We start from the raw sequence: 12,354 nt of genomic DNA on the forward strand, positions 1-12,354 counted from the left end.
GGCCCGCGCGATCGAGCAGGGGAAGGTGGCCGGCAGCGAGGCCCTGCCGGCCACCATGACGCTGGAGGTGCCCGCGCTGGACCTGCGCGTCAGCTTCGACGGTGAACTGAAGCTGCAATAGCGCGGCCCCGCCCCGGCGCGGCCGGGCCGGGGCCGCGCCCTCAGGTGCCGAGCAGCACCCCGGGCAGCCAGAGCACCGGCTGCGGGAACAGGATCGTCAGCAGCAGCCCGATCACCTGCAGCACCACGAAGGGCACGATGCCCTGGTAGATCGTGCGCGTGGCGATGTCCGGCGTCATGGGAAAGCGGACGGGCGTCCGGGGGCGGGTCTGGGGCACCTTCGGGCCCACCATCGTGCGGCTGGACGAGCCGGTGCAGCCCATGCACGTGAACCTGCGCGCCGGCTCCGTGATGGCGCTCAGCAACACGGCCACCGGCCGGCTGTTCGCCGCCTACATGCCGCCGAAGGTGATCGCCTTCGCGCGCGAGCACGACCTGACGCTGCAGGGCCGCAATGCCGAGCCGCAGTCGCGCAGCCAGTACGAGGCGCTGGTGGAGGAAACCCGCCGCCACGGCCTGTCGCGCACGCTGGGGCAGCCGATCGCCGGCATCGATGCGTTCTGCGCGCCCGTGTTCGATTCGGCCGGCAACCTGGTATTGGGCATCACCGCCATGGGCCCCTCGGCGAGCTTCGACGGCGACTGGGATGGCGCCGTCGCCACCGCATTGAAGCGCTGCGCCGAAGAGGTGTCGGCGCGGCTGGGACACATGCGGCCCTGAGCGCAGTCCCCGTTCACGGTGGCGGACCGCCGGCCCGGCTGGGTCGGGAGCACCGGCGCATCCCCCGGGCCCGCGGCCTCAACTGGTTACTTCGCTTGAGCCTGGCCGTCGCTACAGTGCCCGGGCATTCCTGCCCGGAGGCATCGCGATGGCATTCCGCCGTAGAGCCCGGCTTGCGGCTGCATGTGCGCTGGTGTTGGCCACTGCGCTCGCAGCCTACTGGTACTTCTCGCCCTACCTGGCGATCCGGAAGCTGCACGCAGCGGCCGAAGCCGGGGACCTCGGCACGATCAACGAACACGTGGACTACGCGCGGCTTCGCGCCAGCCTCAAGGCACAACTCGGCGACGCCATGGCCGGCAGCATGAGGGAAACGGAAGGCCACCCGCTGGCGTCGGCCGGCGCCGCCGTGGGCCGCATGATGATCGCCGGCGTGGTCGAGGCGCTGGTGCAGCCCCCGGTGCTGATGTACAGCATCCGCACCGGCCTGGCCAGGCCCCGGCCGGCCGGGGCGCCCCCGCCCGCAGCCGGCGCGTCGCCGGAGGCGCCGGCGACGGCAAAGGCGCGGGGTCGGTCGCCCATGTGGCGCGCGGAGCGCCTGGGTGCCAACCGGGTGGTGTTCCATCCGGTCGACGGCCAGCGCGACGACAGCGCGGGTCTGGTCCTGGACCGCTACGGCTTCGCCACCTGGAAGCTGACCGGCATGCAGCTGCACCTGCCGTCCTCCAGACCGGCGGGCGCCGGCAGCTGACGCCCTCGCTGCCGGATGGCCGGCGAGGATGGCCGGCCGCGAGCCTTCACACGGTCGATCGCTGGTCGAAGCCGTCGAGCGCGTCGACGTCGGGCGGAACCTCCCGGGCTTCGATCGCGTCGACCCGCGCGCCCGGGACATCCGCGTGCATCCATCGGCACATGCGTTCGACCTGTCCGGGTGGGCCCTGCAGCAGCGCCTCCACCGATCCGTCCAGCCGGTTGCGCACCCAGCCGGTGAGGCCCAGGGCGCGCGCCTGCTGCACGCAGGCGTAGCGGTAGCCGACGCCCTGCACCAGGCCGCGCACCCGCACCAGGCGGGCTGCGCGGGCCGGAGCCTGGGGCGCTGCCAAGCTCACTTCCCTTCGGCCACCAGCGAGCCGATCAGCGCGCCCAGTCCCAGGTCGGGCTGGTGCCCGAGTTCGTTGAACCGCAGGCGCCCCTGCCGGTCGATCAGCGCCACGCTGGGCGTGCCGCCGAAGCCGTAGGCGCGCATCGTCAGCGGGACCGCATCGCCGTCGTGGCGGTCGATGCCGATCGGGAAGGTGAGCCGGTTCTCGTGCACGAAGGCCTTGAGCGCCACCGGCGTCATCGCGTCGTGGTGCTCGAACACGGTGTGCAGGCCGATCACGGCGACCTCGTCGCCCCCGAACAGGTCCTGCAGCTTCTGCATCTGCGGCGTGGCGAGCTGCACGCAGGCCGGGCAGAGCATCTGGAAGGCGTGCAGCACCACCACCTTGCCCTTCAGCTGCTCGAGCGCCAGCGGCGACTTCGTGTTCAGCCATTCATCGACCTGCAGCGCCGGCGCAGGACCCAGGACCTCGAGCATTCGCATGGGGGCCTCCTCGTGCAGGCCAGTGTGGCAAATGACGCGAGGCAGCGCCCGCGCAGGGCTATTGCGCTGGCCCCGGCTCGATGCCGGCCAGGCTTTCGAGTGCGCGCACCAGCGCCGAATGGTCCCATCCGGTGCCGCCCATCGCCACGCAGGCATTGAACAGCTGCTGCACCGCAGCCGTGTTCGGCAGCGGCACGCCCAGTTGCCGGGCGCTGGACAGCGCCAGGTCCAGGTCCTTCTGGTGCAACCCGATCCGGAACCCGGGTTCGAAGCTGCGCCGGATCATCCGCTCGCCGTGCACCTCCAGCACGCGCGAAGCCGCGAAGCCGCCCATCAGCGCCTGCCGCACGCGCGCCGGATCGGCGCCGGCGCTGGCGGCAAACACCAGCGCTTCGGCCACGGCCTGGATGTTCAGGGCCACGACGATCTGGTTGGCCACCTTGGCGGTCTGGCCGTCGCCGTTGCCGCCGACCCGGTTGATGTTCCTTCCCATCAGCTCGAAGAGCGGGCGCACCTGCTCGAACACCGGCTCCGGTCCGCCGACCATGATGGACAGGGTGCCGCTCTTCGCCCCGACCTCGCCGCCGGAAACCGGCGCGTCCAGGTACCAGCCGCCCAGTGCCTCGATGCGGCGGGCGAAAGCCTGGGTGGCCACCGGCGAGATCGAGCTCATGTCGACCACGACCTTGCCGCGGGCCAGGCCCGCCGCCACGCCGGTTTCGCCGAACAGGACGTCCTCCACGTGCGGCGTGTCCGGCACCATCAGGAAGACGACGTCGGCCTGCTCGGCGACCGCCCGCGCGGTCGGGCAGCACATCGCGGCGGCGGCGATCGAAGCCGGCACCTTGCTGCGGGTCTGCACGAAGAGCCGGTGGCCGGCGGCGACCAGGCGCTCGCACATCGGCGTCCCCATGGTGCCCAGGCCGATGAAGCCCAGGCGCTGCACGTCGGTGTTCATGCGGGACTCCCTTCCTCCTGGAACGCTTCCAGCCAGTCCAGGCCGGCCTCCGTGCCGGCCGCCGGCTGGTATTCGCAGCCGACCCAGCCGGCATAGCCGATCCGGTCCAGGTGGCGCAGCAGGAAGTCGAAGTGGATCTCGCCCGTGCCCGGTTCGTGGCGGCCCGGGTTGTCGGCCAGCTGCACGTGCGCGATGCGCGGGAGGTGCCGCTCCAGCGTGGCCGCGAGTTCGCCCTCCATGCGCTGGGCGTGGTAGAGGTCGCACTGCAGGAACAGGTTGGGCGCTTCCACCCGGTCGATCAGCCGCAGCGCCTGCCCGGTGTGCGAGACGAAGAAGCCCGGGATGTCGAAGGTGTTGATCGGCTCGATCAGCAGCCGCAGGTCGTGCGCGGCCAGCCGGCGCGCCGCGTAGCGCAGGTTGTCCACCAGGGTCTGCTGCAGCAGCTCGCCGGAAGTCCCGGCCGGCGCCCTGCCCGCCAGGCAGTTCAACTGCCGGACGCCGAGCCGGCTCGCATAGCCGACCGCCTGCTCCACCCCGGCGCGGAATTCGTCCACCCGGCGCGGATTGCAGGCGATGCCCCGTTCGCCGGCGGCCCAGTCGCCGGCCGGCAGGTTGTGCAGCACCAGGGTGAGGCCGTTCCCCGCGAGCCGGCTGCGGATCTCCTCGACCGGGTACTCGTAGGGGAACAGGAACTCGACGGCTTCGAAGCCGGCCCGGGCGGCGCGTTCGAAACGGTCGAGGAAGGGCACCTCGGTGAACAGCATCGAGAGGTTGGCGGCGAAGCGGGGCATTCGTGTCTCCTGTCAGTCCTGCAGCGCCAGGGCCGTCGGCACGTCGGCGGGGCTTGCGGCCATGGGCTCGAACTCGACGACGTTGTCGATCTCGGTGCCCATCGCGATGTTGGTGACGCGCTCGAGCATCACCTCGATCACCACCGGCACCCGGTACTGCTCCATCCAGCGCTCGGCCTGGCGCACCGCGCCCGCGAACTCGCCGGGCGCATGGACCCGGATGGCCTTGCAGCCCAGCCCCTCGACCACCTTCACGTGGTCGACGCCGCAGGCGCCGTCGGCCTCGGCGGCCGGGCTGTTGACGTTCTCGAAGGCCAGCTGCACGCAGTAGTCCATCGCGAACCCGCGCTGCGCCTGCCGGATCAGCCCGAGGTAGCTGTTGTTGAGGACCACGTGCAGGTAGGGCAGCCTGAACTGCGCGCCCACGGCCAGCTCCTCCAGCATGAACTGGAAGTCGTAGTCGCCCGACAGCGCCACGATCCGGCGCTGCGGGTCGGCGGCGCGCACCCCCAGGGCTGCCGGGATGGTCCAGCCGAGCGGGCCGGCCTGGCCGCAGTTGATCCACTGCCGCGGCCCGTACACGTGCAGGAACTGCGCGCCGGCGATCTGCGACAGCCCGATGGTGGACACGTAGGTCACGTCGCGGCCGAAGGCGCGGTTCATGCACTGGTACACGCGCTGGGGCTTCATCGGCACTTCGTCGAAATGGCTCTTGCGCAGGTTCGCCAGGTCGCCCTTGCGCGCGCTGCATTCGCGGGCCCATTCGCTCCAGCGGCGCAGCCGGCCGGCCGCGAGGCGCTCGCGGGCCACTTCGATGAACAGCCGCAGGGCCGCCTTGGCATCCGAGGCGATGCCCAGGTCGGGCGCGAACACCCGCCCGATCTGGGTCGGCTCGATGTCCACGTGGACGAAGCGGCGGCCCCGGCAATAGACCTCGGGCGAGCCGGTGTGCCGGTTGGCCCAGCGGTTGCCGATGCCCAGCACGAAGTCCGACGCCAGCAGGCTGGCATTGCCGTAGCGGTGGCTGGTCTGCAGCCCGCACATGCCGGCCATCAGCGGGTGGTCGTCGGGAATGGTGCCCCAGCCCATCAGGGTGGGGATGACCGGGATGCCGGTGAGTTCGGCGAAGGCCACCAGCTCGGCCGCCGCGTCGGCGTTGACGATGCCGCCGCCGGCCACGATCAGCGGCCGCTCGGCCGTCTCCAGCAGGTCGAGCGCCTTGTCGACCTGCTTGCGGGTGGCGACCGGCTTCCAGGGCACCAGCGGCTCGTAGGCGTCGATGTCGAACCCGATCTCCGCCATCTGCACGTCGAAGGGCAGGTCGACCAGCACCGGGCCGGGCCGACCCGAGCGCATCAGGTGGAAGGCCTGCTGGAACACCTGGGGCACCTGGGCCGGTTCCAGCACCGTGGTCGCCAGCTTGGTCACCGGCCTGGCGATGGACGCGATGTCGACCGCCTGGAAGTCCTCCTTGTGCAGCCGGGCCCGCGGGGCCTGGCCGGTGATGCACAGGATCGGGATCGAATCGGCGCTGGCCGAGTACAGCCCGGTGATCATGTCGGTGCCGGCCGGGCCGGAGGTGCCGATGCACACGCCGATGTTGCCGGCGCGTGCCCGTGTGTAGCCCTCGGCCATGTGCGAGGCACCCTCCACGTGCCGCGCCAGCACGTGCGCGATGGTCTGGCGTTCCCGCAGCTGCGCGTACAACGGGTTGATCGCCGCGCCGGGCACGCCGAAGGCCTGGGTCACGCTCTCCTTTTCCATCACGAGCACGGCGGCCATCGCCGCCTTCATCCTTGCCATCCGGGCCTCCTGGGTCGAATGGCGCCATTGTTCGGACCGGGGCACGCGGCGTGAACGGCCGCGCGCGCCATAGGACTTATTCCGGCGCCGAATGGCCGGCCGGGCGCTCCCACCAGGCGCCGCCGAAGCGTCCCTGCAGGTAGCCGACCAGGCTTTCCACCTTGGCCGGAACCAGCCGGGGCGAGGGAAACACGGCGTGGATCTCCTGCTCCGGCAGGCTGTGGCCGGGCAGCACCTGCACCAGCGCGCCGGTGCGCAGCGACTCCCAGGCCACGTAGCAGGGCAGGGCCGCGATGCCCAGGTGCGCCCGGGCGGCCGCCAGGATGGCCGACAGGTTGTTGGAGCGCAGCGGACCGCGCACGCCGACGGTGACCGCGCCGGCGGCGCTGCGCAGGCGCCACACGTCGTCGCCCTGCACGCTGCTGTAGACCAGCGCGGCGTGGCCGGCCAGGTCGGCCGGCACCTGCGGGGCGCCGTGCTCGCGCAGGTAGCGCGGCGAGGCGGCCAGCAGCCAGGGGTTCATCCCGAGGAAGCGGGCGCCCAGGCTGGAGTCGGCCAGCCGGCCCAGCCGGATGGCGACGTCGATGCCCTGTGCGACCAGGTCGGTGTAGCGGTCCTCGAAGCTCAGGTCCACCCGCAGCTGCGGGTGCTGTTCCATGAAGCCGAGCGCGAGCGGGACCACCACCCGCCGGCCGAAGGCGACCGAACTGCCGATGCGCAGCAGGCCCTGGGCCTGGCCCTGGCCGGCACCGGCGCCGCGGTCGGCCTCGTCGGCGGCGCGCAGGATGGCGCGGCACTGTTCGTAGTAGAGGCGGCCGGCCTCGGTGGCGCTGACGCCGCGCGTGTTGCGGTTGAGCAGGCGGGCCTCCAGCCGCTGCTCCAGCGCGGCCACCTGCCGGGTGACGGTGGGCTGGGTGGTGCGCAGGTCGGCGGCCGCCTTCGAGAAGCTGCCGGTCTCGACCACCCGCACGAAGACTTCCATCGCCTGCAGGCGGTCCACGGCGGTGCGCTTTCCGGAGGCCTTGCGTGCCCGCGCCCGCGCGGCGCCGCGACCGGCGACGCTGCGACGGGGCGCGCCGCGTGCTACTCGGCGGCCGGGCGGTCGGCCCGCTGCGAAGTCTCGGCCAGGTACTCCATGGCGGCGGCGCAGCCGCTGCCCTTCAGCCGCACGCCGGACAGGCGCAGGCCCATCTCGCAGCCGGACAGGGTGGCCATCAGGGTGAGGTCGTTGCACTCGCCGAGGTGCCCGATGCGGAACATGCGGCCCTTCACCTTGCCCAGGCCCGCCCCCAGCGACATGTTGAAGCGCTGATAGACCAGCTGGCGCACGGCGTCGGCGTCCACGCCCTCGGGCATCATCACCCCGGTCAGCACCGGCGAGTAGACCGCCTCGTCGGCGCACTGGATCTCCAGGCCCCAGGCGCGCACGGCGCGCCGGCAGGCTTCGGCCAGCTGCTGGTGGCGCGCGAACACCGCATCCAGCCCCTCGGCGTGCAGCATCGCGATCGACTCCTGCAGCGCGTACAGCAGGTTGGTGTTGGGCGTGTACGGGAAGTAGCCGGTCTTGTTGATCTCCAGCATCTCGTCCCAGGCCCAGAAGGACCTGGGCAGCCGGGCCGCGCGGCTGGCCTCGATCGCCTTGGGCGACACGGCGTTGAAGCTGATGCCGGGCGGCAGCATCAGGCCCTTCTGGGAGCCGCTGACGGTGACGTCCACGCCCCACTCGTCGTGGCGATAGTCGGCCGAGGCCAGGCCGGAGATGGTGTCCACCATCAGCAGGGCGGGGTGGCCGGCGGCATCGATCGCCCTGCGCACGGCCGCGATGTCCGAGGTCACGCCGGTGGAGGTCTCGTTGTGCACCACGCAGACGGCCTTGATCGCGTGCTGCCGGTCGGCGCGCAGGCGCTCGGCGATCATGCCGGCCTGCACGCCGCGGCGCCAGCCCTCGCTGCCCGGCAAGCCCAGGAACTCGGGCTTCAGGCCCAGCCGCAGGGTCATCTTGTTCCACAGCGTGGCGAAGTGGCCGGTCTCGTACATCAGGACGGCGTCGCCCGGGCTCAGGGTATTGGCCAGCGCGGCCTCCCAGGCGCCGGTGCCCGAAGCCGGGTAGATGACGACCGGATGCTGCGTCTTGAAGATGGTGCGGATGCCGGCCAGCACGCTGCGCCCCAGGGCGCCGAACTCCGGGCCCCGGTGGTCGATGGTCGGGTAGCTCATGGCGCGCAGCAGGCGGTCCGGCACCGGGCTGGGCCCGGGGATCTGCAGGAAGTGGCGTCCGGCGGGGTGGAAATTCAGGTTCGGCACGGGGGTCTCCTCGTTGATGGGCGGCAGCGGCGGCAGCGGGCCACCGCCACCGGGGCGGGAAGGGGTGGGCAGGCCGGGCGCCTAGCCCCTGAAGATCTCGGCGAGGTCGACTTCGCCGTTGTCGACGTCCAGCTTCAGGCTGCTCTCGATGTGCTCGAGGTGCTCCAGCATGAGCTTCTCGGATTTCGCCCGGTCGCGCCGGGCCACCGCGTCCACCAGCCGCTCGTGCTCGTCGTTGCGGCACGAGTGCGCCGTCGGCGCGTCGTACAGGAAGATGGTCAGGCAGGTCAGCATGCACAGCTCGCGCAGGCTGCGCGCCAGCGCCGTGTTGCCGGCCAGTTCCGCCGCCAGGGTGTGGAATTCGCCGGACAGCCGGATCACGGCCCGCTTGTCGCCGCGGCGGCGGGCGTCGGCCTCGAGCTCCTGGTGCTGGCGCAGGCGCGCCACCTTCTCGGGCGTGAGGGTGTCGATCAGGCGCCTGAGCACGGCCGGCTCGATCAGCCGCCGGGCCTCGAAGATGTCGCGCGCCTGCTCGATGGAAGGCTTGGCCACGTAGGCGCCGCGCTGCGGGAACAGCTCGACGATCTGCTCGTGCGCCAGGCGCGCCAGCACCTCGCGGATGCGCGCCCGGCTGACGCCGAAGATGTCGGCCATGCGCTCCTCGCCCAGCTTGGTGCCGGGGTGCAGGCGATGCTCCAGGATGGCGACGTAGATGCGCTCGTAGATCTCGTCGACCGACTTCTCGCGGTCGGCGCGCTTGCCGGTCTTGGCCGGTGCGCTGGCCCGCCGGCGTGCCGGCGCGGCGGGTTTCGACGGGCCGGCGGGCGCGACCTCGGCGCGGCTCATGGTTCGGTCGGCGGCGGCGCCGCGCTGCGGGCTCAGGTCCACTGGAACAACTCCCCCCATCCGGTGATGGCGGCCGGCGAGGCGCCGGCCGCGCGAAGCATCCCCCACACCGTGGTGCTCACGGTGTCGAGCAGCGGGATGCCGTGGGCACGCTCGACCTCGGCGGCCAGCTGGGCCGCCCGCAGGTTGGTGCAGAAGGTGGTGATGGCGTCGGGCCGCTCGCGCGCCACCGCGTCCATCAGGCCGCGCAGCTCGGCCGGCGTGACGACCGCGAAGTCGTGGTTGACCCGGATGTCCAGGTGCCGCTCCGGGCTGGCGTCGATGCCGATGCTGCGGTAGTTGGCGACGATGCGCGCCTGCACGTCCTGCGTGTAGGGCGTGACGAGCGCCAGGCGCCGCACCTGCCGCAACGCCAGCAGCTCGTTGAGCGCCAGCACGGCGGTGGTCGCGGGGATGCCGGTGTGTTCGCGGATGCGCTCGACCAGTTGCCGGTCGCGCTCGAAACCCAGCCAGCCCGAGGAGGTGCCGCTCCAGCCGATCACGTCCACCTTGGCGTCGGCCAGCAGTTCGGCCGCCGCCAGGATCTTGCCGTCGTCGAACTGGCCCAGCGCCGCGGCTTCCAGCGAGATCTCGGTCACCCGGAAGCGCGAGAAATGGACGCTCGCACCGGGCACGCCCGCCACGATCGCGCTGGTCAGGGGCTCCAGTGCGGTGTTGGACGAGGGCGTCAGCACGCCAAGGCGCAGCGGGCGGTTCATCGGATCGTCAATGTCGACAACTGAAGTATGGACCAGAAGCGGCACCCGATTCAGCAAGTTTTGGGTGAAAGTGTCTACATCGGTGTAAACACCAGTCGGCGGACCATGCCCCATCCCCGATAGTCCCCTCACCCCTGCGCTCCCGGGGCAGGATGCATCGGCCTTCCGGCACGGCGTCCGTATCCAGTTACATCCGAGGGTAATTCCGGCTTCGCTGCGGCGGTTCGTTCAATAAATTGTCGACAATGATGTATGCATTTGTCGTGTTCCGCTGTCCGTCCAGTGCCACCCGGGAGGCCGCGCATGGCTGATTCCCGACTGGATCTCGTCATTCGTGGTGGCCGCGTCGCGACCGCCGCCGACACCTTCCTGGCCGACATCGGCATCCGCGACGGGCGGATCGCCCTCCTCGGCGAAGGCCTGCCCGCCGGCCGGCGGGAGATCGACGCCGGCGGGCGCGTCGTCACGCCGGGCGGCGTCGACGCCCACTGCCACCTGGACCAGGCCATGGAGGGGCCGGCCAGGATGGCCGACGACTTCCTCTCCGGCACGCGGTCGGCGGCCTGCGGCGGCACCACCACCGTCATCCCGTTCGCCGCGCAGCTCAAGGGCCACTCGCTGGCGGCGGCCGTCGTCGACTACCACGGCCGCGCCGAAGGCAAGGCCTGCATCGACTACGCCTTCCACCTGATCGTGAGCGATCCCAGCCCCGAGGTGCTGGCCAGCGAGCTGCCGTCGCTGATCGGGCGCGGCTACACCTCGTTCAAGGTCTACATGACCTACGACGACCTCAAGCTGGACGACGGCCAGGTGCTGGACGTGCTGGACGTGGCCCGCCGGCACGGCGCCATGGCCATGGTGCATGCGGAAAACGCCGACTGCATCGAGTGGCTGACCAAGCGGCTGGAAGCCGCCGGGCGCACGGCCCCGCGCTGGCACGCCCACGCCCGGCCGATGCTGGTGGAGCGCGAGGCGACGCACCGCGCCATCGCGCTGTCCGAACTGGTGGACGTGCCGATCCTGATCGTGCACGTGTCCGGGCGCGAGGCGATCGAGCAGATCCGCTGGGCGCGCGGGCGCGGCATGCCGGTCCTGGCCGAAACCTGCCCGCAATACCTGTTCCTGACTGCCGAGGACTTGGGACTGGACGACAGCTACCTGGGCGCGCGCTGCATCTGCAGCCCGCCGCCGCGCGACAAGGCCAACCAGCAGCGCATCTGGCAAGGCCTGACCGACGGCCTGTTCACGGTGTTCTCGTCGGACCACGCGCCGTTCCGCTACGAGGACCCGCAGGGCAAGAAGATCGGCGGGCAGGAAGTGCCGTTCCGCCACATCCCCAACGGCATCCCGGGGCTGGAGACGCGCCTGCCGCTGCTCTACTCGGAAGGCGTGCTGGGCGGGCGCATCACGCTGCAGAAGTTCGTCGAGCTCACCGCCACCAACCCGGCCAAGGCCTATGGCCTGCACCCGCGCAAGGGCACCATCGCCGTCGGCAGCGACGCCGACCTGGTGCTGTGGGACGAGCGCGCCGTGACGGTGCGCAACGACCGGCTGCACCATGCCGTCGACTACACCCCCTACGAGGGCATGCAGCTCAAGGCCTGGCCGGGGCTGACCCTGTCGCGCGGCGAGGTGGTGTGGGACGGCCAGGCCTTCACCGGCCAGCCGGGCCGCGGCCGCTTCCTGCCCTGCGGCACGCCCTCGCTGCTGCCGCGGCGCCCCTGAGGAGATCCCGCCATGCGCGTGCTGCTGATCAACCCCAACATCTCCGACAGCGTGTCGGACCTGATCCGGGCGGAGGCGCAGCGCAGCGCGTCGCCCGGCACGCAGGTCGAGGTGCTGACGGCGCCCTTCGGCGTGGCCTACATCGAGACGCGCTTCGAGGCGCTGGTGGGCGCCTATGCGGCGGCGCAACTGGCCGCCGAACACGCGGGCCGGCACGACGCGGTGGTGGTCGCGGCCTTCGGCGACCCGGGCCTGGCGGGCCTGCGCGAAGTCCTGCCGGTGCCGGTCACCGGCCTGACCGAGGCGGCGCTGGCCAGCGCGCACCTGCTGGGCCACCGCATCTCCATCATCGCGATCTCGCAGCGCATCCAGGCCTGGTACCGCGAGACGGTCGAGGCCTATGGCTTCGGCAGCCGGCTGGCCAGCATCCGCGCGCTGGAGCGACCCCTGTCCAGCATCGGCGGCGTGCAGGAGGAGCACGCGCAGGCGCTGCAGTCGCTCGCCGAACAGGCGGTCCGCGAGGACGGCGCCGAAGTGATCGTCCTGGCCGGCGCGCCGCTGGCCGGACTGGCCCGTTCGCTGCAGGGCCGGCTGCCGGTGCCGGTGGTCGACGGCGTCTCCAGCGCGGTGCGCCACGCCGAGACGCTGGCGGCGCTCAAGCCCGGACGGGCGCTGCGCGGCAGCTTCGCCATGCCGCCGTCAAAGCCTCACCGCGGCCTGCCCGACCCGATCGCCCGGCTGCTGGATGCACCGCGCTGACGCCTGCCCGCACCTCGCACCGCACCGATTCCCCCCTGCCCACCT

15 protein-coding genes are annotated in these 12,354 nt (G+C 71.8%); 5 read left to right on the forward strand and 10 right to left on the reverse strand.

Features of this window, described 5'->3' with window-relative positions; translation table 11 throughout:
* Positions 1 to 10: 10 nt before the first annotated feature.
* On the forward strand, positions 11 to 121 hold the full coding sequence (locus V6M57_RS18515; RefSeq protein ID WP_442968788.1) for a DUF6494 family protein: 111 nt from the start codon (positions 11 to 13) through the stop codon (positions 119 to 121).
* 40 nt (positions 122 to 161) lie between these two features.
* Here the strand turns inward: V6M57_RS18515 and V6M57_RS06680 are convergent, their stop codons facing one another.
* Positions 162 to 299: a hypothetical protein gene (locus V6M57_RS06680; RefSeq protein WP_332814211.1), complete on the reverse strand. Its 138-nt coding sequence runs from the start codon at positions 297 to 299 to the stop codon at positions 162 to 164.
* Here V6M57_RS06680 and V6M57_RS06685 point away from each other — a divergent pair.
* Entirely contained in the window at positions 298 to 780 is a 483-nt protein-coding gene (locus V6M57_RS06685; protein ID WP_332814212.1) for an IclR family transcriptional regulator domain-containing protein, read from the forward strand. The genes V6M57_RS06680 and V6M57_RS06685 overlap by 2 nt on opposite strands.
* A 196-nt stretch (positions 781 to 976) precedes the next feature.
* Positions 977 to 1,531, forward strand: coding sequence for a DUF2939 domain-containing protein (locus V6M57_RS06690; protein ID WP_332814213.1), 555 nt, complete (start codon positions 977 to 979; stop codon positions 1,529 to 1,531).
* 46 nt (positions 1,532 to 1,577) lie between these two features.
* On the opposite strand, the gene V6M57_RS06695 is transcribed toward V6M57_RS06690, so the two are convergent.
* The 9 genes from V6M57_RS06695 to V6M57_RS06735 all read right to left on the reverse strand — a co-directional run bounded on the left by V6M57_RS06695 (position 1,578) and on the right by V6M57_RS06735 (position 9,825).
* Entirely contained in the window at positions 1,578 to 1,883 is a 306-nt protein-coding gene (locus V6M57_RS06695) for an acylphosphatase (protein WP_332814214.1), read from the reverse strand.
* Between the two features lie 2 nt (positions 1,884 to 1,885).
* Positions 1,886 to 2,365: a TlpA disulfide reductase family protein gene (locus V6M57_RS06700; protein WP_332814215.1), complete on the reverse strand. Its 480-nt coding sequence runs from the start codon at positions 2,363 to 2,365 to the stop codon at positions 1,886 to 1,888.
* Between the two features lie 58 nt (positions 2,366 to 2,423).
* Positions 2,424 to 3,323 (reverse strand): 2-hydroxy-3-oxopropionate reductase, encoded by a 900-nt coding sequence (locus V6M57_RS06705; protein ID WP_332814216.1) that lies wholly within the window; start codon positions 3,321 to 3,323, stop codon positions 2,424 to 2,426.
* Entirely contained in the window at positions 3,320 to 4,114 is a 795-nt protein-coding gene (gene hyi, locus V6M57_RS06710) for a hydroxypyruvate isomerase (protein ID WP_332814217.1), read from the reverse strand. The genes V6M57_RS06705 and hyi overlap by 4 nt, the downstream gene beginning before the upstream one ends.
* 12 nt (positions 4,115 to 4,126) lie before the next feature.
* Positions 4,127 to 5,917 carry a glyoxylate carboligase gene (gene gcl, locus V6M57_RS06715; RefSeq protein WP_332814218.1) on the reverse strand — a complete coding sequence of 597 codons (1,791 nt, stop codon included), beginning with the start codon at positions 5,915 to 5,917 and terminating at the stop codon, positions 4,127 to 4,129.
* Between the two features lie 76 nt (positions 5,918 to 5,993).
* Positions 5,994 to 6,917: a LysR family transcriptional regulator gene (locus V6M57_RS06720; protein WP_332814219.1), complete on the reverse strand. Its 924-nt coding sequence runs from the start codon at positions 6,915 to 6,917 to the stop codon at positions 5,994 to 5,996.
* Positions 6,918 to 7,000: 83 nt separating this feature from the next.
* Positions 7,001 to 8,221 (reverse strand): pyridoxal-phosphate-dependent aminotransferase family protein, encoded by a 1,221-nt coding sequence (locus V6M57_RS06725; RefSeq protein WP_332814220.1) that lies wholly within the window; start codon positions 8,219 to 8,221, stop codon positions 7,001 to 7,003.
* An 81-nt stretch (positions 8,222 to 8,302) separates the two neighbouring features.
* Entirely contained in the window at positions 8,303 to 9,109 is an 807-nt protein-coding gene (locus V6M57_RS06730; RefSeq protein WP_332814221.1) for a GntR family transcriptional regulator, read from the reverse strand.
* On the reverse strand, positions 9,100 to 9,825 hold the full coding sequence (locus tag V6M57_RS06735; RefSeq protein ID WP_332814222.1) for a maleate cis-trans isomerase family protein: 726 nt from the start codon (positions 9,823 to 9,825) through the stop codon (positions 9,100 to 9,102). The genes V6M57_RS06730 and V6M57_RS06735 overlap by 10 nt, the downstream gene beginning before the upstream one ends.
* A gap of 303 nt (positions 9,826 to 10,128) precedes the next feature.
* On the opposite strand from V6M57_RS06735, the gene hydA reads away from it, so the two are divergent.
* Positions 10,129 to 11,550, forward strand: coding sequence for a dihydropyrimidinase (gene hydA / locus V6M57_RS06740; protein ID WP_332814223.1), 1,422 nt, complete (start codon positions 10,129 to 10,131; stop codon positions 11,548 to 11,550).
* Between the two features lie 12 nt (positions 11,551 to 11,562).
* Complete coding sequence (locus V6M57_RS06745; RefSeq protein WP_332814224.1) at positions 11,563 to 12,309, forward strand: aspartate/glutamate racemase family protein; 747 nt, start codon at positions 11,563 to 11,565, stop codon at positions 12,307 to 12,309.
* The last annotated feature ends 45 nt before the right edge of the window (positions 12,310 to 12,354 follow it).

The sequence above is a fragment of the Ramlibacter sp. genome (assembly GCF_036676645.1).
GTDB lineage: Bacteria > Pseudomonadota > Gammaproteobacteria > Burkholderiales > Burkholderiaceae_C > Ramlibacter.